Annotated in this window: 22 protein-coding genes; 12 read left to right on the forward strand and 10 right to left on the reverse strand. The window is 46.8% G+C overall.

The window, feature by feature from the left end; all coding sequences use genetic code 11:
* Both H8K55_RS07545 and H8K55_RS07550 read right to left on the reverse strand, forming a co-directional pair.
* On the reverse strand, nt 1-1,188 hold the full coding sequence (locus H8K55_RS07545; protein ID WP_186941474.1) for an alkane 1-monooxygenase: 1,188 nt from the start codon (nt 1,186-1,188) through the stop codon (nt 1-3).
* A gap of 69 nt (nt 1,189-1,257) precedes the next feature.
* Complete coding sequence (locus H8K55_RS07550) at nt 1,258-2,370, reverse strand: 2Fe-2S iron-sulfur cluster binding domain-containing protein (RefSeq protein WP_186941475.1); 1,113 nt, start codon at nt 2,368-2,370, stop codon at nt 1,258-1,260.
* Between the two features lie 368 nt (nt 2,371-2,738).
* On the opposite strand from H8K55_RS07550, the gene H8K55_RS07555 reads away from it, so the two are divergent.
* From H8K55_RS07555 to H8K55_RS07600, 10 genes are all read left to right on the forward strand, one after another.
* A complete protein-coding gene (locus H8K55_RS07555) occupies nt 2,739-3,020 on the forward strand; it encodes a MoaD/ThiS family protein (RefSeq protein WP_186941476.1) in 282 nt (93 codons plus the stop codon).
* A 1-nt stretch (nt 3,021) separates the two neighbouring features.
* Nucleotides 3,022-4,179: a molybdopterin-synthase adenylyltransferase MoeB gene (moeB, locus tag H8K55_RS07560; protein WP_186941477.1), complete on the forward strand. Its 1,158-nt coding sequence runs from the start codon at nt 3,022-3,024 to the stop codon at nt 4,177-4,179.
* A gap of 77 nt (nt 4,180-4,256) precedes the next feature.
* Nucleotides 4,257-4,694, forward strand: coding sequence for a hypothetical protein (locus H8K55_RS07565; RefSeq protein ID WP_186941478.1), 438 nt, complete (start codon nt 4,257-4,259; stop codon nt 4,692-4,694).
* Between the two features lie 11 nt (nt 4,695-4,705).
* On the forward strand, nt 4,706-7,393 hold the full coding sequence (locus tag H8K55_RS07570; RefSeq protein WP_186941479.1) for an aminotransferase class III-fold pyridoxal phosphate-dependent enzyme: 2,688 nt from the start codon (nt 4,706-4,708) through the stop codon (nt 7,391-7,393).
* The gene (locus H8K55_RS07575; RefSeq protein WP_186941480.1) at nt 7,390-8,136 is read left to right on the forward strand and encodes a sterol desaturase family protein; all 747 of its coding nucleotides are present in this window, start codon (nt 7,390-7,392) and stop codon (nt 8,134-8,136) included. The genes H8K55_RS07570 and H8K55_RS07575 overlap by 4 nt, the downstream gene beginning before the upstream one ends.
* A gap of 47 nt (nt 8,137-8,183) precedes the next feature.
* A complete protein-coding gene (locus H8K55_RS07580) occupies nt 8,184-8,531 on the forward strand; it encodes a hypothetical protein (RefSeq protein WP_186941481.1) in 348 nt (115 codons plus the stop codon).
* Nucleotides 8,470-9,831, forward strand: coding sequence for an APC family permease (locus tag H8K55_RS07585; RefSeq protein ID WP_268977991.1), 1,362 nt, complete (start codon nt 8,470-8,472; stop codon nt 9,829-9,831). Before H8K55_RS07580 ends, H8K55_RS07585 begins: the two co-directional genes overlap by 62 nt.
* Before the next feature lie 3 nt (nt 9,832-9,834).
* Nucleotides 9,835-10,776, forward strand: coding sequence for a ferritin-like domain-containing protein (locus H8K55_RS07590; RefSeq protein ID WP_186941483.1), 942 nt, complete (start codon nt 9,835-9,837; stop codon nt 10,774-10,776).
* A gap of 74 nt (nt 10,777-10,850) precedes the next feature.
* The gene (locus tag H8K55_RS07595) at nt 10,851-11,918 is read left to right on the forward strand and encodes a fatty acid desaturase (protein WP_186941484.1); all 1,068 of its coding nucleotides are present in this window, start codon (nt 10,851-10,853) and stop codon (nt 11,916-11,918) included.
* 15 nt (nt 11,919-11,933) lie between these two features.
* The gene (locus H8K55_RS07600) at nt 11,934-12,767 is read left to right on the forward strand and encodes a metal-dependent hydrolase (RefSeq protein WP_186941485.1); all 834 of its coding nucleotides are present in this window, start codon (nt 11,934-11,936) and stop codon (nt 12,765-12,767) included.
* A gap of 31 nt (nt 12,768-12,798) precedes the next feature.
* Here the strand turns inward: H8K55_RS07600 and H8K55_RS07605 are convergent, their stop codons facing one another.
* Together H8K55_RS07605 and H8K55_RS07610 are read right to left on the reverse strand one after the other, a co-directional pair.
* Nucleotides 12,799-13,518, reverse strand: a complete 720-nt coding sequence (locus H8K55_RS07605) for a LuxR C-terminal-related transcriptional regulator (RefSeq protein WP_186941486.1) — start codon at nt 13,516-13,518, stop codon at nt 12,799-12,801.
* A gap of 399 nt (nt 13,519-13,917) precedes the next feature.
* Nucleotides 13,918-14,208, reverse strand: a complete 291-nt coding sequence (locus H8K55_RS07610) for a hypothetical protein (protein WP_186941487.1) — start codon at nt 14,206-14,208, stop codon at nt 13,918-13,920.
* Nucleotides 14,209-14,412: 204 nt separating this feature from the next.
* Here H8K55_RS07610 and H8K55_RS07615 point away from each other — a divergent pair, with 204 nt between their 5' ends.
* Entirely contained in the window at nt 14,413-14,880 is a 468-nt protein-coding gene (locus H8K55_RS07615; protein ID WP_186941488.1) for a winged helix-turn-helix transcriptional regulator, read from the forward strand.
* A 25-nt stretch (nt 14,881-14,905) separates the two neighbouring features.
* On the opposite strand, the gene H8K55_RS07620 is transcribed toward H8K55_RS07615, so the two are convergent.
* The 5 genes from H8K55_RS07620 to H8K55_RS07640 form a co-directional block, all read right to left on the reverse strand.
* Nucleotides 14,906-15,583, reverse strand: coding sequence for a DNA alkylation repair protein (locus H8K55_RS07620; RefSeq protein WP_186941489.1), 678 nt, complete (start codon nt 15,581-15,583; stop codon nt 14,906-14,908).
* Nucleotides 15,584-15,600: 17 nt separating this feature from the next.
* Nucleotides 15,601-16,476 (reverse strand): hypothetical protein, encoded by an 876-nt coding sequence (locus tag H8K55_RS07625; RefSeq protein WP_186941490.1) that lies wholly within the window; start codon nt 16,474-16,476, stop codon nt 15,601-15,603.
* 19 nt (nt 16,477-16,495) lie between these two features.
* Nucleotides 16,496-17,791, reverse strand: coding sequence for an NRAMP family divalent metal transporter (locus H8K55_RS07630; RefSeq protein ID WP_186941491.1), 1,296 nt, complete (start codon nt 17,789-17,791; stop codon nt 16,496-16,498).
* Nucleotides 17,792-17,895: 104 nt separating this feature from the next.
* Nucleotides 17,896-19,746, reverse strand: coding sequence for a gamma-glutamyltransferase (ggt, locus tag H8K55_RS07635; protein ID WP_186941492.1), 1,851 nt, complete (start codon nt 19,744-19,746; stop codon nt 17,896-17,898).
* Nucleotides 19,747-19,898: 152 nt separating this feature from the next.
* A complete protein-coding gene (locus tag H8K55_RS07640; protein ID WP_186941493.1) occupies nt 19,899-20,162 on the reverse strand; it encodes a hypothetical protein in 264 nt (87 codons plus the stop codon).
* 297 nt (nt 20,163-20,459) lie between these two features.
* Here H8K55_RS07640 and H8K55_RS07645 point away from each other — a divergent pair, with 297 nt between their 5' ends.
* Nucleotides 20,460-21,665 (forward strand): GGDEF domain-containing protein, encoded by a 1,206-nt coding sequence (locus tag H8K55_RS07645; protein WP_186941494.1) that lies wholly within the window; start codon nt 20,460-20,462, stop codon nt 21,663-21,665.
* Between the two features lie 106 nt (nt 21,666-21,771).
* Here the strand turns inward: H8K55_RS07645 and H8K55_RS07650 are convergent, their stop codons facing one another.
* Nucleotides 21,772-23,262, reverse strand: coding sequence for an amidohydrolase family protein (locus H8K55_RS07650; RefSeq protein WP_222612395.1), 1,491 nt, complete (start codon nt 23,260-23,262; stop codon nt 21,772-21,774).
* Between the last annotated feature and the right edge of the window lie 140 nt (nt 23,263-23,402).

Genomic DNA, 23,402 nt, shown 5'->3' on the forward strand with positions numbered 1-23,402 from the left:
TTATTTCCCTTCGTTGACAGTGTGGAATGCATTAAAAGTTCGGGTAAACAACGACAAACCGCTTGCCAAGTTTGCCTGCTGAGCTAATTTCTTTTCTTCTGGTGAAGCAGAATGCAGATCCCATTGATGTAATTGCGGCGCGGCAAAGCGATGCCACCAAAATGGAATCAACGCGACCACGATAGTGCTGATATAGCCGTAATGAAGTTGTAGACTGGTATCAAAAGTCTCCAATTCCCAATAGGGCTTGTGTGCGTTCGCATGGTGATCGGCGTGACGTGATAGGTTAAGTAGGGCATTTGAAGAAATGCGAGCATCACAATCCCAGCTGTGATGAGGCAACACCTTGGTGCCTGGAACTCGCACTACACCATAGTGTTCAATGTAATTAATGGTTTCAAACAGGAATTTCGCGTTGATGATCACCAATGTATAGATCAAAACGCCGATCCAAGTTGCTGCCAGATACCAAACTACATACAGTGCCAGTGTCATCAACAAACCGGTCAACACGCGATTATGCAAAGACCAAATCGCCACACCACGATTGATTAAGCGCTGACGTTCTATGTCCCAAGATTCTTTGTATTGCCCTATGGTAGAACGTATGAAGAATCGATACACAGATTCACCACGTCGGGCAGTAGCCGCATCCAAGCTCGTACCTACGTTGGCATGATGCGCATACACATGCGAAATCGAAAACTGTGCGTCTCCAGTCATGGCTAATAGCCAGCGCCCGGTCAACATCGCAAACTTATCGGTAGTACGATGCACTAATTCATGTGCATAAAGATGGTTCGAGGACAGCACATACCCAACCGCAAAAGTTCCCGACAACAGTCCACGTAAACCCGCCGCCGTTTTAATCTGAAATAGATCGACACCTAGTTGAGCCTGAACCAAGGCTGAGAAGCCTAAGAAGTCCCCAGGAGAGATCAACCACATCAGCGTGAACATATAAAAACTGACGATAGGCACGTACAGGTAGACAAAGCCATCGAGTATCCACAACTGACTATATTGAGGAACACTGCGATCCGGAGAAGTAAAGTTATCGCCAATCATGTTAATCAGGGTGATGACTATAGGCACCAAGAAGGACCATTGCGGTGCCAGTAGCACAGTGAGTGCCGCACCGGGAACGATGAAACAAGTCAGAATCGAATGTTTGAGATATTTAAACATGGCCACTTAAAAACGGAAAAATGAATTCGTCGCGAATCGCTTGCGTGACGACTCCTGTGATGGGTTCCATCAAACTACTGCTGCGCTTTGTTCGTATTTATCAAAAGCCATTTGCTGCGCCTTCAGGCCACATTGCTTCAAGCTATCGATTGAACTATCAACCATGGGCGGTGGACCGCATAACAAGACTTTCCATGCATCTTGCGTCTGCTGAAATTGTTGATCGTACGAAGCCGCATCCGCCAAAATTTGTTGCAAATGCTGAGCAACATAGCCTCGTTTTCCTTGCCAATCGCTGCCAACTGGTTCGCGATCTAACACCACATCAATGTACAAGGGCAGACGTATCTGCTGCGCTAGATCACGTAGTTCTTGCAAGCCATAAATGTCGGTACGTTGTCGCGCCCCCACGACCAATACTACGGGAGCGACCTCGTCATTCGGTTGACGCTGCCGCTGTGCATGGCTGGCAATAATGCCACTAATAGATCCAACACCACTGCCACCCGCAATGCATAACAGAGGAGATTTAGCTGCCGCTTCGCTAGATAAGTGCTGACCAAATTCACCAAACGGCAATTCGATTTGTACCGACTTGCCCAGATTCGCTGTGTCAGCCAACCAAGACGACACTGCTCCACCCGGATACAGCGTGATATCGAAACTAATCAAACTTTGATCTTGCGCACCAAACACCATCGAATAGCAGCGAGGCTCCAATTGCAAACCTTGCGGCAAAATTTGTGCAAACTGCCCAGCAGTCCAGCTCGCGGCTTTTGAGAGTCGCAATTGAATCCGGTATATACGCGGAGTCATTGCCTCAATGTGCTGCAACACTGCGCTCTGTTTTTGCGTGGACGTCGTTTCCAATAATTGCGGCCAATCAATCAGCAAATCCGATTCAACTCTGGTCTGACATGCGAGATACATACCAGCAGCGATTTCCTCGCGATTAAAGACATATTCACGCTCGATCAGCGATTTTGCTTGGCCTTCTAAAACTTTAATCTGGCAAGTCTTGCATGCACCCACACGACAGTTGTATGGCACAGGCAATCCCTGCGCAATTGCCGCATCTAATAAATTGCTACCCGATTTCAAATCGAGCACGGTATTCCAGGGAGCGATTTTGACGCTGCATCTGGTATCGAGTCTGTCCTTCTTGCGAAAAAAACCTAACATCGATTCTCCATACAAAACAACACGTGAACATCAATGCCTATCTGCATCGATGCATTGATAATGAATTAGTGAAATGTTCAAAAGTGGCGATTTAAGAATCGGATATTTCATCAGTCCACACATTGAATAGAGGCGAAGATTAGCTTTGCAGAAGCGACAACTCAATAAGCCGAATGGCTCATGCCATGGGTACCAGTCACACGGCAATGGTCATCTTCACTATAGCCAGCGATTGGCACATCCTGAATAATCGAGCCTCGCAAAAGTAGTAATTTCACAATTCTAAAAATTAAGTAAATTTATCAAATATATTTGATTTTTCGGATTGAATTTTCTCTCATATTTTTCTCTCGTCTTTGGAGCTCAACGTGAAAACAGTGCATATCAATCTGCCCGTACCTTTACGCAAATTTGCGAAGGGAATTGCTCAAATTTCCATTCAGGCAGAAACCGTATTAGACGCGATCTTGCAACTCAATCAGCTCGATCCATCGATGTCGGAGCGCTTGCTGGAAGCCGATCACAGTGCACCAAAAAAATATATCAACATGTATGTAAACGGCCAGAACATCCGCCAAACCGGTGGTCTGAAAACAGCATTAGGCGAACAATCGCGCCTGGAAATCATGACTGCATTTGCAGGAGGCTGAGATGAGTTCTTATGAAAATCGCGCCGCCTACTTGCGCCAAACCTTGCAAGAAATTTCACCAGAACAGGCCTTGCATATGGTGCGTCATGACGATGCCATCTTGCTAGATGTCCGTGATGCCGACGAAATTAAGGATGGCTTACCAACACCAGCGCATCACTTGGCACGTGGTCAATTAGAACTGCGGGTTCATCATGTCTGCGACGACAAACAACGTCCCATTGCCGTCATGTGCGCAGGTGGCTTACGTTCTCTGTTTGCGGCAGAAAGCCTGAAAAATCTTGGCTACGAAAATGTCTACAGCATCCGTGGCGGTTACAAACAATGGAAAGAATCTGCACTGGAAAGTCGCATTCCGCAACAACTCAGCGCGCAGGCTAAAGAGCGCTATGCTCGCCATTTATTGGTGCCAGAAGTCGGTGAAGTTGGTCAGCTCAAATTGATGAATAGTCGCGTGCTATTAATTGGCGTCGGCGGCCTCGGCTCTCCCGCCGCCTTATATTTGGCCGCTGCTGGCGTTGGCACCATAGGCATCGTTGACGCCGATGTGGTCGAAAGCAGTAACTTGCAAAGACAAATCATTCACGGCGAAGATCAGCTAGGAAAACTCAAAGTGGATTCAGCCGCCGCCGCCATAGGCCGGCTTAATTCTATGATCAAGGTGAAGACCCATCCGCACTATTTGGATGAAAGCAATGCTCTCGAAATTTTGAGTCAATACGATCTGGTCTTGGATGGTTCAGACAATTTCAAAACACGTTATCTGATCAACGATGCTTGCGTCAAACTCGGTATTCCGAATGTACATGCAGCCGTTTATCGTTTTGAAGGCTATGTCACGACATTTGGCAGCACGCAAGACGCGGCTTGCTATCGCTGTATCTATCCTGAATTGCCTCCACCAGAAATGGCGCCATCTTGCGCAGAAGCAGGTGTTCTAGGCGTATTACCGGGTGTGATCGGCGTCATGCAGGCAGTCGAAGCACTGAAAGTATTGCTCGGTATAGGCAACAACCTGATCGGGAAAATGTTGCGCTATGACGCCTTACATAACGAAGTATCGATACTGCAATTGGATAAAGCGGATGACTGCTTATGTGGACAGGCACCTGAGGATATCCATTTGAAACCGATCGAAGCCTATGCCTGTGCAATTTAATACTAGCCACGATACACGAATTAATTAACTGATCCGCGGTTTCATCGTTTGCCAATTCACACTCTAGGTTTGATTGAATGCTTAATTTACTGAATATTTTAGTGCTGGTACATGTATTTGCCATGCTGTCTTGGTTAGGTGCCATGTACTTTAATCTGGTATTGCTTTTTCCCATGTATCAATCCCGGGGTGGAAATGGCTACGCCGAATTAATGCAAACACAAGGCACCCGCGCGGCACCTTTGTTGTACTTGTTAATTGCTTTCACTATGAGCTCTGGACTGGGATTGGCCTGGCAAAGCGGCATAGGGATAGACAATCATTGGGCACAAATCAAATTCGCTTGTCTGGTCTTGATGCTGGCTTGCCATCTGTACGGCAGTTTAGTGATCTGGCCACGTGTGTTCTTTGCGCTTGATCGTGAAAAACCACGCCTATTTTTTATCTACAAAATTTCCATGCTGTGCAGCGCCAGCGCTGGAACTATCGCCGTTGTCCTGAGCTACCTGAAATGATGAGTAAGATTATGAAAAAAACTGGTCTCTGCAATCTCAACCCAGAACGGGCTTTTCTGCTTAAACATATACAGTTCGACAAAACCATGGTGAAAGCCGAAGGCGTCTATCTGTATGATGAGCAGGATAATCAATATCTGGATTTTCTGGCGCAATATGGTGCCGTTCCCTTCGGACATGATCCGCAAGACTTACGCCAGGCAATCATTGATTGCGCAGGCGAACCATCGATGGTGCAGCCGTTTTACACGCGCGGTGCTAAGGATCTGGCGCGTGAATTGGTTAACTTAGAACCTGAATTCAATTTTGCGTATGCCGTGCTCAGCAATAGTGGTGCGGAATCGGTAGAAGCTGCACTTAAAATGGCCCGTGCTGCGACTGGACGACAAATTGTCGTCAGCCTCGAATTAGGATTTCATGGTAAAACTTCCGGTGCCTTGGCCGTAACTGGTAATCCGCTCTACAGCGAAGCATTCTTAATCAATACATCGCAAAGTATCAAAGTAGAACCGGAAAATTTCGCCCAATTAGAAGAGGTATTCTCGCAACACGAAGTTGCTGGGTTCATTTTCGAAACCGTATTGGGCGAAGGTGGAATGCAGCCATTATCTGATGACTATATGCAAGCAATTGCAGCGCTGTGCAAACAACATGGTGCCATGTTAATTGTCGATGAAATTCAAACCGGCATGGGGCGTCTCGGCGAATTCTTTTCGATTAAGCGTGTACCGAATGTCAAACCCGATATTCTATGTTTATCTAAGGCGCTAGGCGGTGGCTTGATGCCTATCGGTGCCACTCTATGTACTCAAAATGCATGGACAGAAGAGTTTGGCTATTACCATAGTTCAACCTTCGCGAACAATCAACTGGCGAGCCGAGTTGCCTTAGCTACGATAGAAAAATTGCGTGCGAATGACCATGCTATTTTGCGTCACGTAGATGAAATTTCGCCTTACTTGAGCGAAAAATTAGACGCCATCGTAGAAAAATATCCCGATGTATTTAGTCAGCACCAAGGTCGTGGTTTGATGCACAGTTTACGCGTGAAACCTTTTACGGGTGCAGAAAGCTATTTCCTCGCCCATGCCAGCGTACAGGGTTATATCGTGCCATTGATTTGCGGCTTTCTCGTCAATGTCTCCAAAATTATTGTGGCGCCGCTATTCAATCGACCTGACTTATTGCGGATCGAGCCTTCACTGATCATAGAACGAAAGCATATCGATCAACTCGCTAGTGCATTAGAAGAATGCGCATCGCTGATACGCTGCAAACAATTCTCTTCACTGTTCTCTTACTTGATCGCCAGACAGCCGGAAGAATTAAGTTACGCCAGCAAGAAATTATCTGAAATCACATTAGTCACTTCACCCACTGCGCTTACCCATCCAACCCAAGAAAAACTGGGTAGCTTCGCATTCCTGATTCATCCGACTTCTGATGAAGATTTGCTAAATATTATGCCGCGCTCCATCATTGCCTTAGCTGAGCCGCATAAAACAGAATTCCAAAACTGGATGCAAAGCTGGTTCTCTAAACGCTATGAACCGGCGCCGGTATTTCATGCTGCAAAAATACAATCTGCTTTAGGTGGTTATGTAGAAGGCTGGTTAATCGCCTGCCCACTTCCACCAGAACGTATGATGCGTCTGAGCAAAAAGAATCGTCAACGCTTGCTTAGTCAATACATAGAATGTGCAAAATCAGTCGGTGCCGACATTGTTGGACTGGGCGCTTTTACCTCTATCATTTCGCGTGGTGGCATGGACATCGTTGATGCAGGTATTCCGATCACGACTGGAAATAGTTTTACCGCTATCGCCAGCGCAGAAAGTTTGCACAAAGCGTTACTCGCCACTGGACAGCGGCATGTCGACACTAGTGTTGCAGTCATCGGCGCGGCGGGTTCGGTTGGTCGTCTGTCTGCAATTCATCTGTCAGAATATTATGCAATGCTAACTTTGGTCGGCAATTCGAATAATACGCAAGCGCTCGACGCACTGGCTGCCATTGCTGGTGAAATCTATGCGCAAGCCTTGTTGCAAATGCAGCGCGGCAGCACTATCGGTTTAGCTCAGTACTTGCGTACGCATTTAAATTCTCCATTGACGGTGGTAAGCACCTGTAATCAAGTTTTATTGCGAGATAGAGAAACCGATTATCGTGAAATCAAAGACATCGTGGAAGCCTGCCTTGCTGGCGAGCCACCGATCACCATCTCAGTTCAAATCGAAGAAGTGATACGAACCGCACACGGCGTATTGTCTGCGACCAGCCAAGGTAAAGGTTTTATTGAACCAGCGTGGCTAAAAGAAATGGCCGTAGTATGTGATGCCGCACGTCCGCCAGATCTGAAGAGCAGCGTCCGCAAGGATCGTCCCGATGTACTGGTATTTGAAGGTGGCGTCGTCAAATTTGTTGAGCCTTATCTGTTTGGCCGAGCGAACATTTTAGGCTTTGATCAAACTCTCAATCTGGCGTGTTTATCCGAAACCGTTACTCTCGCGATGAGTGGTGTAAAGCAGTCCTATAGCCTTGGAAATCGGATTTCTTACGAACAGGCTTTGCGCGTGTATAGACTAGCTTTGTCACATGGCTTTGCCGACTGCATCGCGACTACCGAGAGTGAATTAGATCTGGAAGCAATGGGCTTCACCGAGACACGGAGCAAGAACATGGTGGGCTTAAATCCATGAAATCCTTCACCTCAGATATTCGTGCAATTCGCCTAGCCTATTGGTCAGAATACAGCGTGCTGTTCTATGCAGCACTCTGTCTGTTATTGCTGGGTTCGGCTGCGGCTCAACTAACATGGATGCAATTGGTCAGTCTGATGGCATATGGTTGGCTCATCTATTTGGCAGAAGAATATTTCAGTCACGTCACCTTCTTTCATGGAGTAATGCCAAAAGGTAAGACAGCTTATCGTTTTTTGTACCGTTTGCATCACGGTCACCACGATAAACCGCGTCGTATCGATTTATTGTTCACACCGATGTGGTACACCTTTCCAGCTTTGCTGTTAAACGCCATATGTTTTGCCTTGGTAACGCAAGACCTGGTGCGCAGCCTAGCTCTGACTGCGGGCTTGATTCTCGGCTATCTGATGTTTGAATGGTGGCACCTAATAGTGCATTCACCAGTAGAGCCTGGCCCCATCCTGCGCTATGTCAGGCATCAACACATGGGACATCATTATTGGAATGAAAGGCGCTGGTACACGATTTCACCTCCAGCCCTTATTTTCGATGTGATTTTTCGCACTTCAGGTCATGTTCAACAATCCCCTAGAAGCAGCAATCCCACGACTGCGGGTTTAGATCAAGAAGACGAACGCTTGCTCGCGGCGCGTGAGTATTACCGCGGCAACAGCGACTGGACCGAAGATGAATCTTCGATCTGGAAACAAACAGAAAATGAAACCGTGCAAGAGCGCTAATCTGCGGATAAAGCACACGTTCAAATACTGCGTTAAAGGAAAACCTCATGTTAGACGTATTAGAAAAATTTCAAGCAGACGTCAATACGAATGCTCACATTCAAAGAATCGTCAAAGGCTGGAATACAGATGTCCTGTTGGAGGAAAGTGATAGCGAAGACAGCTACCGCCTGTTAATCAGTGACGGCAAGATAGAACAAATCGTCTATTGCACGACAAATTCGAATGAAGAAGCGCCGATGAAAATCGTCGGCGATGCGGCAATCATGCGTGGTCTATTCGATGGAAAAGTGAACGGCATCCGCGCCAATAATGAAGGTCTGATCGCAATCTATGGAGCCATGGGCGATCAAGTCAAACTTGACGCGATTGCGCTCATTTTGTGGGGTATTTGATTTGAAACATGCGCAGGAAATTCTGAAACTGAGTGCCATTGCAATTGGTATGGCGATCACCATTAGTTGCAACACGATTTTGGTTTCTCTATTCTCGTTTGCGACAGGATCGCAATTACTACTAGCGATTGCAATTGCGGGTGGTTGCATGGCAATTATCGCTCTATGTTTTGCCGAACTTTCATCGAAGTTTCCCGGTGCGATAGGAATACGTGCTTTTACTAAAGTCGCGTTTGGTAATCAATTTTCACTCGCAGTTAGCTTGTTTTATGTCCTGATGGTGGTCTTAATCGGTGGACTAGAAGTGTATCTGTGTCATCTGCTACTGCAACAATTGCTGCCCCCTGTACTGGCCTTGGGACTATTGCTAGCTTTGGTATTGGCGGTCTTGTATATCAATTTACGTGGTTATGAATTGTCTTTGCGTTTACAGATTTTTATGACTCTCAGCGTCGCTAGCATGATGCTCTTATTGTCAGGTATGGCGATGCAAAGCTCAAAACTGCTTGATCATCAACTCGTCGCGAATGTCGTTGAATCACACGATTTACTAAACGCAATTCCACGCGCTTTGTTTCTATTTATAGGCATAGAGTGGGCGATTATGCATGTCACCAAACATCAGAGTTTCAAACGCATCGTGCCAGCCGCATTGTTGTTTGCAGTCTTAATCATCGCCATCTTATACACGAATTTTGCAATGGCTCTGGCGCATAGATTTGAAGTACAGAGCTTGCAAGGTGACTTGTTGCCGCACCTTTCATTGGCACGCGTGATGCAATCAGAATCCGCCAAATTATTGGTGATTGTAATTAGCTTGCTAGCCGTTCTCAGTTCATTCAATGTCGGGCTCTCAGGCGCTGCGCGAATTGTCTATAGTTTAGCCAGAGAGCGTGAACTGCCTAGCTGGTTTGCGCAACTCCATGGCGACAAATTTATACCTCGCAATGCGATGCTGGTGATCGCTCTAGCGGTGCTGTTCATAGCGCCCTTGATGCAAATCCAGGCATTGAACAATTGCCTGAGTCAATTGTTGAGTTTTCATTTAGCACTGGTATATGCCTGTGTTTTGTTCGCTTGGTTACAAATGCGCCGTCGTAAAGATCAGCGTGGTGTCAAGCAATTGGTACATCCTTTGTTGGTGTTGCCATGTGCTGTATTTTTGGTCGTGATCAGTATCGGGGTTTTACTGGATCCAGCCAATCAGGTCATGCGTTGGATAGTGTTTAGCGAATTGGCTGCATTGACCGGTGTATGCCTCTATTTGTTCCGTTTACATTTCAGAAAAGTCGAAGGATAAGTCATGAATGATGCAGTTACAGTAGCAGCGCCTTTAGAGCAGCTTATTGATCAGGTTCCGCAAGCGCAAAACAAATTTGTCGCTGAAGATTGGGATCCTTCACGTTTCGATATTCAACACTGGTTAGGACGTGCACCATGGCGCACGCTCAAAGACACCGAATACGGCATAGGCAAAGATCCGGCACCAACACATTTCGCAGTGATTGACGACAAATTGGTGAATCAGATTTATAAGCTCGATATCGCCACCTTCTTAACGGCGGAACGGGTTTCTTATACTGGCATTGCTAAACTGATGCAACATGCACCGGATGAAGCTTCGCAAATTTTCCTGGCGACGCAGGCCGTCGATGAGGCTCGTCATTACGAAGTGTTTTGCCAGCGTTTAGCGCAGTTTGGTGTTTCACCGGAAGATCGCGACCAAATGATGGAAGACATGACGACCAAAGAGTTGCGTGCCTTCTATGATTTGATCAAGGAGCAGGTGGATCGTGGCGATTTTGCCGCTGCAATGATGGCGCATAATATTATTTTGGAAGGCATGGCCTACCCTATCTATCGCTATGAATCAGCATATTGGTCGGTATTTGACCCTAGCTTAACGCAATTGATACGCGGCGCTTTCGCCGATGAAGTGCATCACGTACGCTATGGCGAAGCCATCATACAACGCTATAGCAAACTCGGGGATGACTCACGCAATACGATGCAACGTCTGGCACGCGAGTTTCATTCTTTGATGACGTCGGTGTTTGAGTCATCCATCCGTCATTACATCCACTTGTATCAATTGGTCGCGGACCAGTATATGGATGTTATCGGTGATATTGATATTTTTCCGGGCAAAAAAATGCGCGATGTATCAGAAACAGATCAGGTGCATATTTTGTTGGGTCAAATTCAAGACGAACATGCACAACGTATGCAGCGCATAGGTTTGTAAGCAAAACGGATGCAAGATTGATTCGTTCTGCGCTCTAAATCAGATTTTTCCGTTCTCACTTTTCAGGATTTATGATGTCACGGTACTTCGCTTTTTTTCTACCTGCAATCGTGCTTTATACGACGTTTCTGTTCTGGTCTAAGAATGCCGGTGATCTGATTTTTGTTTATGCGACGCTGGGATTTATTTTTGTGGTCATTCCCCTGCTCGATCTGTTCGCCGTGCGCACGCGACTATTTACATCCGCGAAAAATTCAGCTCCCTTAAGTGAGCTAGTAATAGTCCTGTTGAGCTTACCGTTACAATTGCTCAACATCTTTTTCTTTGCATGGTATTTGACCAATCACGATCTCCTAGCCTATCAAGTAGTTTTATTGGTATTAACGGCCGGTATATTTTCAGCCTTGTACGCGCAAAATCCTGCGCATGAGTTGATTCACCACGGCAGTCGCTTTGAACGCGTCATTGGTTTGAGTCTATTTTCCACTAGTTGCTATACCGGTGCGAAATTGGCGCACGTACATAGCCATCATTTATTGGTAGCGACCGACCAGGATCCGACCTCGGCACGCTTTAATCAATCACTGTATGAGTATCTGCCAGGTGCGATTGCGGTGAATTTGTTTGGCTGGTGGGGACCAAAACACAAGACGGGAACTTTCAGCCTCTTACGCCGAAAGATACTGTTAGAGAATTTGCTTGGTTACGGACTCAGCGCAGTCTGGATGCTGGCTATTTTTATGCAGTTCGGCGTTTTTGCTTGGTGCGTATTCTTAATTCAATCTTTCATCGGTATCTTGGTGTTAGAAATGATGAATTACATTGGACACTATGGTTTGGAACGTCTTACTGACAGTAATGGTCGACTGGAAAATGTATCTGAACGTCATGCTTGGGACTGTGATCTTCCTTTTAGTAATCTGGTATTAATCAGCGTTCAGAAGCATGCCGATCACCACATCAATCCGAATAAGGCCTATGGTGAACTGCGTTGTGTCGAGAACAGTCCACGCTTACCTATTAGCTACCCACTCTTATTTTTATTGAGCTTGGTACCGCCATGGTGGCGCGCCGTCATTCATCCGTGTTTGCAGCGTTTCCGTTCTGGCACGGACGCCGGTTATCGTTCAAATGCACTTTAAGCCTAGAGTTATTCCATGACTTCAACTTTTAGCACCTCGCCAGTGGCAATGAGTTTTCCCATTCCCAATTTGGTATTCGATGACTGCAATCCACAACGTTGGAACGGTGGATCTGTTGTGAAGAGTCAGTTTTGGAACAGTATGTCTAGCTTATTACCGAATATTGAATTTTGCGCGATTCGTAGCTTAATGCCGTTGATGCCGCAAATTGATGATGTGAAACTGCATGAGGAAGTGCTGCTATTTTGCGATCAGGAAAATGCTCATGGTACCTTGCATAGTCGCTACAACCGCGAACACTTGCACACCAATTATCCCTACTTGAAAAACATAGAATCATGGGAACGTCACTGTTTTTCCTGGATGTCAAAATTTCTTCCGCGACGGCTGTTCTTGAGCCTGTTCGTGGCAGTTGAACATTGGACCGCTGCATTTTCTCAACATGGATTGAGCAAGCCTGAGGCATGGTTTGCTGAGAGCGACGAGACGATGTTTCAACTTTGGGAGTGGCATGCGGTGGAAGAATTGGCGCACAAGTCCGTGTGCTACGATGTGTTTCGGTACTTCAAGGGGGGCTATTTGACGCAGGTGGCGGGGATGCTATTGCTACTGCTATTCATCATGCTACCGGGAATCTGCCTGCGACTGGGGTACCTCTTTGCGAAAGACAAGGTGTGGTGGCACTTACGTACCTACCGCGAACTCGCTATCTACTTGCTGGGAAGGGACGGTGTGCTACGTTGTACGTTCAAAGATTTTCTTAGCTTCTTTAATCCACGATTTCGACCGTGGGATATTGATAGTCTGCCTTTGATTAAAGCGTATCTGACACAAATCAGTGCTGTGTAAGATACGCCATTAGCTCTGCGGAATTCCCTGCCTAACTATATTTAGAAATTGCCTGCGTACGATTATTCACTTGTAACTTAATGAGTATTTTTTGCACGTGATTTTTGATCGTTGAAAAGGAAATCCCCAAGATGCAGGAAATTTCAAAATTAGTTTTCCCTTCCTTGATCCATTGCAAAATCTCGTTTTCACGCGGGGTGAGCTTGCTGATTTTATCGTCTTTTTTCGCTAGTGCTTGTTGATACTCTAGCTGGGAAAGGACGTTATGCAGAATCGGCGCGATGATGGCGAAATGTTTCTGGAATTGCGCTGTGTCTAGTGCAACGCCTCTTACCGTAGGATCTGTCATACACAAATAGGTGGTGTACCCATTGCGTCTATCCATGTTGACGGCGACCGCGACTTTTTGAAAGCCTTTTTGCCTGAACATCGTTTGCCAGAGCAAATCATGCAGACGATCACCGCTTAGGTCACCGATCACTGGTGTTCCGGTATGACGCCACTCGTCCAACATAGGAACAGCCAAATGAGGGTCATTAATATCAAAGGTTTTAATTAGAGACTTGGGAAAATTGCTTGAGACAAAATACGGGACCATAGCGAATTCCGATTGCATTTTGCCATACCCGATCAATATGCTACTCGCGGAACAATGTGTCATTAAGCATTGATCTACCCAGGTTTCCAATTGCGCTTTACTGCTAACTTGCGTTAGCTGCTCTATCATATTCAATACCATTAAGTCGTTCATTTCCCATTACCTAAATGTTAGTTTCCCCCTGACGAGGTGAATGTTTTATTGGTTTGGTGTGAATTTACAGATCTCAGAAGAGTAGTCCGGCCAAACACTTCGTCTAAGTCATTGAATTGGCACTTCCTTTGAATAACCATTACACCAAAGTCGCAAACCCTTGGGCACTGGCAGTGAGAAGAGAATCATTGGACCCGGAAGTTCGCAATTTCACTTTAAAATTTCTCATGTCTTGCTTTACCTAAATTATCAGTTCCGAACTAAAGCAAAAATGATATTTTTCTCTTCTCGTTTTCATAATATCCCCTAATTGGGGCGAGCACCTATTCTTTTGTGTGTCTTTGAAACAACACAGCGTTGTCGTCACGACGCTGGTTTTGCCTACTTAGCAAAATCAATTTAGGGTTTTGGCGCGGTCGGATTCTTTGTATCCGCAATGAGTTCTCTAGAACTTGGCAAGAGCACTTCTGTTTGCGCTTGATTCGATTTTGCGAGTTCTTTCTTCGGCAACTGGTATTGCGCAACTAACTCATAGAAGTCGGCTAAGGGGCCATGCTTCACGTCTTGCAGATCCAAACGTGGTGCGGAACTGGTTTTAGTTGACTCGGGTAATGCCTGATTAGATTGGGCAAATCCATGGGAGGATAAAGTTAATGCTGCGATATAAAAAGGTAAATATTTGATCTTCATTTTTATGCTCCTGATCGACGATTAGCTAGTGATAGTCCAGCGCAAATTGAATGAAACGGTTTCTGATATCGCGCTGCTGTTTAAGTAACTTGCAAAAAACAAGTCACAACAAATAGTACTTCATAGACTTTCATTTTGCAAGCATGTAAAATGAAATTGTTTTCAGCCGGAGCAAATGATCTGCTCAATTACAGGAAAAAAATAATGCCAAATACCTCCCTCAAGGCTTGTCCAATTGCAAGGGCTGCTCAATTAATAGGCGACGAATGGATATTATTAATCTTGCGCGAACTGTTTAAGCGCTCGCATAAATTCGACGAGCTGCAAAGAGCCACGATGGCAGCCACCAATATTTTGACGAATCGTTTGAAGCGCATGATAGAGGCTGGCGTGGTCATCAAACTGCCGTATCAAGAACGGCCAGTACGCTACAAATACCGCTTAACTGAAGCTGGCTTGGCACTCTTGCCTATGGCTTTAGAAATGATGCGCTATGGAGAAAATTGGTTGCCATGCTCCCTGCCATCACCACTGCTATTACGCCATTTAAGCTGTGGTCAAATCACCAGACCAGGCCAGATTTGCTCTGTCTGCGGCGAACCATTAACGGTCAAAACTTTGCGCATGGAAGACAATCCTGAAACGCTTCCGCAGCCACAAGTAGCGGCTTAATGCGAGATTATCCAACTCAGATGAATTAAAGATTTTTTTGCGCTTCACGCACTGTCAATGCTGACAGTTTCTCTGCGTTTGTCGCGACAAAACTGCGTACAAGTTCGGGATTCCATTTGGCGAAATCGCGTAATGCCCAGCCTATCGCTTTGCGGATAAAGAATTCGTCTTCGCCAGCCAATTGTTCTGCGTAGAAAAACAAACGCTGCGTATCAGTCTGCAAACGCCAGCCTAGTTGATGAATCATAGCTATCCGTCTGATCCACATCGAAGAGTCTTGCAAGGCGTGATCCATGCATACTTGTGCATTGGAATTGTTACTGTGCGCAGCGAAAATAACATCGCCAATCACCGATGCTAAGCCATCGACACTATCCCACCATGCTTGCTGTTGCGCCAAAGCCAATAGCTCCGGAATATGCTCAAGAGTGAGGATTTTTCGATGCTGCGCGAGGACGTCAATCGCGACATATTGAAATTCACGCTGTGGTAATTGCCATAGCGCTTGCGCCAACTGAAGTAGTTCGGTGGCGCTGGCGGATATTTTCCCAACGTCTTTCAATAATTGTCGACGCAGCGGTGTTTTGATTCCTAAGAAATCAAAATGCGAACGCATATAGGCACGCATGGGTAAGGCGTTTTCTGAATTGGCGTGAGCCAATAAGACTATTTGTATTTGCTGAAAAAAATCGCTGACGTGCATAAGAACCACCGACAATATTAAGATGAACTGCAACTACTTCCACAACTTGACCCACAGCTAGAGCCGCTATCACCACTGCTGCTATCACTGCAACTACTATCACTGCTACTGCTACCAGCACTATCACAGCTGGCACTATTCGCAAACAAATCGCTACTACTTACTGAGCTGCAAGAGCTGCCCTGCTGTGCATTGGCATATTGTGCGCGCCGTTCTTGGCTTGCGTGAAATTGCGCCAAGGTGCTGGCATTAATGAGTCCGAAGGCTAACAATTGATCAGGCAAGAAATAATCAGGATAAACCATTGCACCACTACCCAGACCAAGCAAACTCATGTGCTGAAAACCAAGGCGCTGCCCATCTGAACGATAGCTATAGCCGCGTGGCATTTTTAGGCGCCGATCAAGTGTAAATAGGGCAGGGACATAGTCACTGAGCGGATCTTCCTTCGCCATGCGCCGTAGCTGCAACAGAGACACCGCGAGAGCACCACTGATACTGTCTTCCATCTGTTCTGCCGCCACATGCGGTATTGCTTTTCCAAAATATTGACGGCAAAAACTATCCACATCCTGAGCCGTAAAATACTTCTGCGGCAAAGTGAGCCACGCATGCCACACTGAGTCAGCCGCTTTGGATGGTAATCCGCATGCTCTATCGGCTTGACTTGCGCAATCAAAAAACATCATCAAACCTTCTGCGGCTTGAATAAAGAAAATGATGTCGGTAGGAATTCCAGTAAATTCTTGCTTAGCGTGAGTTTGCCAATGTTTGCACAATTCAGGTGGCAATTTACTCAAAGTTTGGCGATATGCCGATTGCTGAATAAAGCGCCGATAGCGCCCTTGTTGCAAACTGTTTTTAATTCGGGAGTGGATTTCACTCAAGTTCATCAGAGTCTCCGATATTTTCTCAAGCCCAAGCCAATGCGAATACGCAAGCGAGGATTAACAACAAACTACCAACAGCAGCCAATCTGGTTTTGCTGCCTATCGCTGCCGCCCCCATAATTGTTGCATTCTGCGCTATCAATAATAATGCTAAAACGTGCAAAGGCAATAAAACCGCATTCACCACCTGACTAGAATAAATCAGCGGAATTAAGGGCAAGCCTGGAATTGACACTACGCTCGCAGCCGCGACTGATAAGACGATAAATGCCGCATAGAAAAACTGAAAATGTTTTGCGTCTAAATCCAGAGAGGCGGGCGCACCTATCCCTTCTGCAATTGAATACGCGGTTGCAATAGGGACTATCGCTGCAGCCAATAATGATGCGCCCAGCAAACCCGCACCAAACAAGATCGTGGCGAAGGAGCCCGCCAAAGGCCGCAAAGCCATTGCAGCATCGCCCGCATCTTGGATGTGTATGGCTGATTTGTGTAAGGTTGCCGCACACGCGACCGCAATCGCAATACCTATCACTCCAGTTAGCACCGAACCAATCACCACATCAACTTGTTCCCAACGTAAATTGGCCACCGAAATCTTTTTATCCACGGCATAAGATTGAATAAATGCCAGCCCCCACGGTGCCAGCGTCGTGCCCAAAGTTGCAGCGATGGCGATCCAACCTAAATGGTCGTCCGGCAGATGCGGTACGAAGGCGTGATGCAAGACTGCTGACCAATCCGGTGCCGCCAAAATACCGTCTACAATATACAAGGCCAAGGTCGCAGAAATCACCAATAGAATTTTTTCTATCCTGTGAAAAGAACCCAGGACAACGACCAGACAAATTAAGATCGCCGCGAGCGGAGCGCTAATCCAGGCGGGTACACCTATCATTCCCAGAGCCGCCGCGATGCCTGCATATTCAGCGCAGATCGTTCCAAAGTTGGCGAACAGCAAACCTAGCACTGCCGCATACGCCCAATAGCGTCCCCAATGCTGACGAATCACCGCAACAAATCCTTTCCCTGTCACTGCACCTATGCGCACCGCCAACATGTGAAACTGCACCAGCAAAATCGTTGAGAAAGGAATAATCCATAGCAGGCGATAGCCGTAATCCGCACCCAATATGGAATAAGTCGTGATGCCCGCCGGATCATCATCGGATAAACCAGCTAGTAGACCGGGCCCTAATACCGCCATAAACGCCGCCAACCAGCTTAATCCGGTTTGTCGAAATTCTGAAAAGCGAGCGGCGATTCCTCGCTTATGATGCGCGACCAAATGTGCAGGTTGTCGCAATGGTTTGCGCATAGATATTCCAGATAAATTGTCGGACTAAATGAAAAGCCACGACAGCCCTGCGAACGCTGGGATGTCGTCGCGATGTCTTAGGTTTGATTGAATAAGCTCACCTATCAATGTGCTTTCTTCTGCACCAATGCGCTACCAACACCATGTCGCGTAGGTTCGCTAATCGCGGTCACCGTGCCATCAGCATTAAATTGAATTGCGTTCGCAGCGCCAATTTCTGAATCCGACTTATCCATCGTCCATTGATGACCGAAGCGGGCTAAACCTGTCGCTTGTGCACCGCCAATAAAATCAGGTTCTACCTGCGTTTGCGTGGCGTTGCGCTCAGACATGCGCGGCGCAGCCAAGGAACGCATCAAGTCCATTCCCAAATCAAGATGATTCACGATGGTTTGCAAAACGGTCGTAATGATCGTTGAACCGCCGGGACTACCAACGGTGAAAACTGGCTTGCCATCCTTCAAAGCGATGACGGGCGCGATACTACTGCGTGGACGTTTGCCCGCCTCTGGAATATTCGGATGCGGTGCAGAAAAATCAAAATCGGTTAATTCATTATTCAATAAAAAACCATGCCCCGGCACCACCATCCCGTTCCCACCCCAATCTTCTATGGTGTAGGTGTAAGCCACGATATTCCCGTGCTTATCACTGACGGTCAAATGCGTGGTGTGGGTGCTTTCTTCTTTGACTGGTGTCTTAATGACGGCTGGCGCGGATCCTGCAAACAGGCGAGGGCGCAAAGGAATACTAGGATCGTTTTGGAATGCATACGGATCTCCCGGCAATGTAGCGCTCTGACGACTAGCAGCCTGATCCAGTCGAATTTGTTGTGCACGAAGTTTGCTGTAATCTTTACTCAATAGTCCTTGCACCGGTACATCGACAAATTCAGGGTCGCCAATGTAAGCGTTACGGTCGGCAAACACCAGTCTTGAAGCTTCCAGAAATAAATGTTCGACCTGCTGACGCGACATTTTTTTGGTATCAAAATTTTCCATCAAATTGAGTGCCTGAGCGACTGTAATTCCGCCGCTACTAGGCAAACCTACGGCATACAAATCATAGCCGCGATAGGTACTGTGAACTGGCAAACGCAAGCGTACTTCGTAATTCAGTAAATCGGCTTGTGTCATGTTGCCAGGTCTGACTTTGGCTTGCCCTGTCACTGGAGGATGATTCACAGTCTGTAGCAGTGCATCCGCAATTTTGCCTCGATAAAAGGCATTCGCACCACCGTTCGCGAGCGCTTGATAGGTCTTGGCTAAATCAGGATTCTTGAAATGATAGCCAACGGGTAGGGGCTGACCATTATGTAAATACAAGGCTCTGCTAGAGCTGAACAAAGCGAATTTTTTCGCTGCGCCGCTGTTTAAGTGATGAAAGATCGGCGTTATCGCAAACCCTTGCTCGGCAGTTTGTATCGCGGGTGCCAGCACCTGCTTAAACTGCATCGTGCCATAACGCTTTAAGGCTTCATCCCAACCGCGTACTGTTCCCGGTACCCCAACCGCTCTGCCGCTACTCACGGCATCGTCCCACTCTAGTACTTTACCATCCTCGATAAAATTGTCGGATCGCACACCGGCTGGCGCAGTCTCTCTGTGGTCGAGCGTGATAAAGCGTTTTTCTTTTGCCAAATAGATCAACATAAAACCACCACCGCCTATACCGCAACTGAAAGGATCGGTGACGCCCAATGTTGCTGCGGCGGCAACCGCAGCATCAATTGCATTCCCACCCTGATTGAGAATTTTTAGCGCGGCTTTCGAAGCTGCTTCACTGATCGTCGCGACCGCACCGCCGGTTCCCGTCGCGATCGGGGTTTTGTTGGGCGCTGATTTAGCTAAATTGCTTGCTGCCCATACAGGCAGCCCAGAGAAACTAAGATTAACGAGACTGGCGATCAAACTGACAGCTAAGGGGCGCGCGATACTTTGACGATGAAGAAGCATAGATAGACGATCCGCTTGATGAGTTAGTGGGAAGAATCATGAACGACAAATCTGACTTCCCATACCTTAGCGGATCATGCAGGCAACAGGCAAACCCTAATCTAGTGCCTGTCGCATTTGGACAAATGAATTCAAAGGAGATAGATATGTATTTAGCCAGCGTAAGCAGTGAGCGCTTGTTTGACTATGCGGCTTACACTAGCGCTAGATTTCTTCTGCAATACAATGACTTTTTCGCCATCCATCACGACGATGACTTTGCTGACCAATCCACCTTGTGAGGGCCCGTTTTGCCCTTCATCTTCTGCAGGCCAATAATGAATAATCAAGGCGAGGCAAACCAGCCCTAATAAAATGGTGGCAAATCTTTCGGCAATTTGGCGAGCTAGCATACGGAATTCGAAGCGCTTTTTCATAATTTCTGTCCTTCACATTCGATGATAGGAATCCTTATGCAGAAATTGTGCCAGCTATACTAGGCACCGGTATAGAAGATAAGTATTTGATTTGATTAAGTTTCTTTGTTTTCAATTTTCTTTACTTTTTGTACGGGCAGGACTATCCGTACAAGTTCGGACATTTTGCACAACATATTTTGTAATTTTGCTCTGCATTGAGGGCGTTGCTTGTTAGAATGCAAGTATTCACATTTTGCCAAGATCAGGAATCCCCTTGTACTTTCGTCCGGCAGCTCATGATCAGCTTGTCAGCCTATGCTAGCCATTGATCCACGCACGGTGCTGGTGGTCTGGTCGGCATTGAATATCCTATTTGCGGCTATTTTGGCATTGGTCGGGATGCAAGCTCGCAATGTCAAAGGCGTACGCCAATGGGCGATGGCCGATCTGTTGGTCGGCATTGCGCTCGGCCTTATTAGTCAAGTCACTTATCCCACCTCACCACTCGTCACCGTTTGTGGTGCAATCTTGCTTGGTCTCGGTTTGGGTCTAATTTACAGCGGGATTGAGGCCTTTGAAGGGCGTCGTTGCCGCTACTGGATACCAGTCCTGCTGGCATCGTTGATTCTGCTGAATAATTATTTTTTCGCGCATATTTATTTCTCGCCTAAGATTCGCATCTTTACCAATTTCCTCTTGTTTGGCAGTGTTCATGCGCTGTGCGCACGCGCCTTGTTTATCCGTATAGAACAACCCTTGCGAACTGCCTATTGGCTGGCCGGAACTTCGGTCTTTTTAATTTGCATGTTGACATTGGCGCGTATGATCAATGTCGCCTTAACACCAGCACATGAAATCGGCATGTTCACGGCATCAGGCGTCAATTCCGCCGTGTTTCTATTCGCGGCCTTAGCTCAAATGTCGATGTCATTGGCTTTCATGCTGATGATTAACTACACCTTAGCCAATCAATTGAATATTCTTGCCGCCACCGATGCATTGACGGGATTATTCAATCGCCGTAGCCTGGAATTGCACGCGACGCGGCAACTAGCACATAGCAAGCGTACCGGCGAATGTCTGAGTATCATGATGATAGACGTCGATCACTTCAAACAGATTAATGATCATTATGGACATCAAGCAGGTGATGAAGTATTGCGTCGCTTATCGAATCTGATGCAATCCATCGTACGCGGCAATGACTACCTGGCACGCTACGGTGGTGAAGAGTTTTGCATCTTACTACCTGGCACAAACGAAGCGCAGGCCGCTATATTGGCCGAACGTCTGCGCCGTCTGTACGAAGATCTGCTCATCCCCTGGCAACAACATACTTTGCGCAGTAGTATCAGCATAGGAATTGCAGATACCGAGCATGCTGCCAATGATGTTGAGCGCCTGATCGAGCTTGCCGATATCGCCTTATATCAGGCGAAACATGAAGGTAGAAATCGCATTGCTAGATTTTCGGAACAATCTGCCGCGCCTGCTATAGCGGAACCGACCAGCACAAATTAACTCAGCGGTATTCACCAGATCTCCCGACGCATGCCTATGATATCGGGGATCTACGCCGCGCACTACTCGCTGCACCGCTATTAATTCCGCTATTAATTCACCGGATTTAATGCGCAGACAAACTGGCACGTGCATGTGGCTTACCGTGCAAAATCACCTGAGCGATACTGTCGTAAGCCTCGACACTGAGCAGAGGATTGCGGTCGAGCAGCAACAAATCTGCGCGCTTACCGACTTCAACACTACCTATCGATTGCTCCAATCCTAAGGCGCGCGCATTGTTGATCGTTAATGCACTGAACAATTGCGGTAAGCTCATCCCCGTCTCCAACCATCTATCCATTTCCCAGCGTCCATTAACACCGGGAAATTGCGTATAAAAAGGACCACTCGGCGTATCGCTACCAAACAATAGGCGCGCACCATTTTTCTGCAATTGCTGGGTCATTTGGCGCACCGTGTTTAAAGGTTTGGCATACATTTTTTGAAAGGCCTGATAACGTTCTGCCGGGCTATTCGTCGAGCCTACTAATTCCTCTGCCAATAATTTACTCATCCATTGGCCAGCATCGCTTTGATACCAGCTTGCCAGTTGTTGTGGAATGGCATGATCGACCTGCGGATTTTTAAAGAAATCCGGATTCATCGCTTCTTGCTCGCCGTATAAGACTTGTATCGTCGGTTGTATAGAAATATCGGCGGTTGCCAATTCCCGTGCCATCGCTTGCAAACGCTGTTGATTCATTAGGGGATCGACCTGCTTGGTCTCGTGCCACATGCCGTGCACCAAGGTTGTCACGCCCGTTTTTAAAGCAAATTCATAAGCAGCTTGTGAATTGCCATGCAAATACACAGGCATTTTCAAACTCTTGGCGTGAGCAACAACCGCTTGTATCAACTCTGGCGAGGGCACGGGTAAATTCTTTTTCGCGCCAAATCCGGTTTCATAAAAAACCTTGATACAACTAGCACCGTCTTGTTTGGCTGCGGCAACTACCGCCTGTGGCGTATGCGCCTCAGGTTTAAAATTGGCCGGATAGACTGTAGGCTGTGCCGGATCGAACAGCATATATTTCGTGCCCTCTACCTGAAATTGCAAATCCTTATCCATCCACGATGCGGGGTAGCCATTAGGAATGGTCACTGGCGCACAGAAATAGGCTTGCGGACCTGCAGGCTGAGAATTCCAGTCAGCAATAAATGATGGATTACCCGTCAAATCCAGTACGGTAGTAAAACCAAAGTAGGCATAGCTACGTGGCATTTGTAGGCGCGCCTCCTTCAACATGGCCTCATCTTCTGGACGCTTACCAGCATAACCGGGTACGCCATCCAAATGGACATGCGTATCGATCAAGCCTGGGACTAAGAATTTTCCGCGTCCATCAATTTGACGATCTGACTTGGCTTGCGACTTACCCAAATTTTTCCCAATCGCAACAATCTTGCCATCACGAATCAAGACATCTTGTGGTGCCGATGCCTGCGCCTGATCAGGCTGAACAATTTTCGCCTGTTTAATCAATAAACTATCGGCGTACGCTGATGGACTGAGAACAGCAGTGAACAAACCTAAGACAAACAAAGAACGCAACATAATCAAATCTCCATGACTAAATAAGAACTTCAGTCTGACCATTAAGTGTCTCAAAAGCGACCTAAAACACGATGCAGGTCGTCCAAAACAGCATCTAGGACGTGAATTTGCGCTAAATCTGTCGCTAAATCAGAAAAAAA

The organism is Affinundibacterium flavidum (genome assembly GCF_014284175.1).
Classification (GTDB): Bacteria; Pseudomonadota; Gammaproteobacteria; order Burkholderiales; family Burkholderiaceae_D; genus Undibacterium; species Undibacterium flavidum.

What these genes read in the sequence shown, in the direction of transcription:
- H8K55_RS07545 (WP_186941474.1), bottom strand. Translation starts at nt 1,188, where the DNA reads ATGTTTAAATATCTCAAACATTCGATTCTGACTTGTTTCATCGTTCCC.
- H8K55_RS07550 (WP_186941475.1), bottom strand. Translation starts at nt 2,370, where the DNA reads ATGTTAGGTTTTTTTCGCAAGAAGGACAGACTCGATACCAGATGCAGC.
- moeB (WP_186941477.1), top strand. Translation starts at nt 3,022, where the DNA reads ATGAGTTCTTATGAAAATCGCGCCGCCTACTTGCGCCAAACCTTGCAA.
- H8K55_RS07565 (WP_186941478.1), top strand. Translation starts at nt 4,257, where the DNA reads ATGCTTAATTTACTGAATATTTTAGTGCTGGTACATGTATTTGCCATG.
- H8K55_RS07570 (WP_186941479.1), top strand. Translation starts at nt 4,706, where the DNA reads ATGAAAAAAACTGGTCTCTGCAATCTCAACCCAGAACGGGCTTTTCTG.
- H8K55_RS07575 (WP_186941480.1), top strand. Translation starts at nt 7,390, where the DNA reads ATGAAATCCTTCACCTCAGATATTCGTGCAATTCGCCTAGCCTATTGG.
- H8K55_RS07580 (WP_186941481.1), top strand. Translation starts at nt 8,184, where the DNA reads ATGTTAGACGTATTAGAAAAATTTCAAGCAGACGTCAATACGAATGCT.
- H8K55_RS07585 (WP_268977991.1), top strand. Translation starts at nt 8,470, where the DNA reads ATGGAGCCATGGGCGATCAAGTCAAACTTGACGCGATTGCGCTCATTT.
- H8K55_RS07590 (WP_186941483.1), top strand. Translation starts at nt 9,835, where the DNA reads ATGAATGATGCAGTTACAGTAGCAGCGCCTTTAGAGCAGCTTATTGAT.
- H8K55_RS07595 (WP_186941484.1), top strand. Translation starts at nt 10,851, where the DNA reads ATGTCACGGTACTTCGCTTTTTTTCTACCTGCAATCGTGCTTTATACG.
- H8K55_RS07600 (WP_186941485.1), top strand. Translation starts at nt 11,934, where the DNA reads ATGACTTCAACTTTTAGCACCTCGCCAGTGGCAATGAGTTTTCCCATT.
- H8K55_RS07605 (WP_186941486.1), bottom strand. Translation starts at nt 13,518, where the DNA reads ATGAACGACTTAATGGTATTGAATATGATAGAGCAGCTAACGCAAGTT.
- H8K55_RS07610 (WP_186941487.1), bottom strand. Translation starts at nt 14,208, where the DNA reads ATGAAGATCAAATATTTACCTTTTTATATCGCAGCATTAACTTTATCC.
- H8K55_RS07615 (WP_186941488.1), top strand. Translation starts at nt 14,413, where the DNA reads ATGCCAAATACCTCCCTCAAGGCTTGTCCAATTGCAAGGGCTGCTCAA.
- H8K55_RS07620 (WP_186941489.1), bottom strand. Translation starts at nt 15,583, where the DNA reads ATGCACGTCAGCGATTTTTTTCAGCAAATACAAATAGTCTTATTGGCT.
- H8K55_RS07625 (WP_186941490.1), bottom strand. Translation starts at nt 16,476, where the DNA reads ATGAACTTGAGTGAAATCCACTCCCGAATTAAAAACAGTTTGCAACAA.
- H8K55_RS07630 (WP_186941491.1), bottom strand. Translation starts at nt 17,791, where the DNA reads ATGCGCAAACCATTGCGACAACCTGCACATTTGGTCGCGCATCATAAG.
- ggt (WP_186941492.1), bottom strand. Translation starts at nt 19,746, where the DNA reads ATGCTTCTTCATCGTCAAAGTATCGCGCGCCCCTTAGCTGTCAGTTTG.
- H8K55_RS07640 (WP_186941493.1), bottom strand. Translation starts at nt 20,162, where the DNA reads ATGAAAAAGCGCTTCGAATTCCGTATGCTAGCTCGCCAAATTGCCGAA.
- H8K55_RS07645 (WP_186941494.1), top strand. Translation starts at nt 20,460, where the DNA reads ATGCTAGCCATTGATCCACGCACGGTGCTGGTGGTCTGGTCGGCATTG.
- H8K55_RS07650 (WP_222612395.1), bottom strand. Translation starts at nt 23,262, where the DNA reads ATGTTGCGTTCTTTGTTTGTCTTAGGTTTGTTCACTGCTGTTCTCAGT.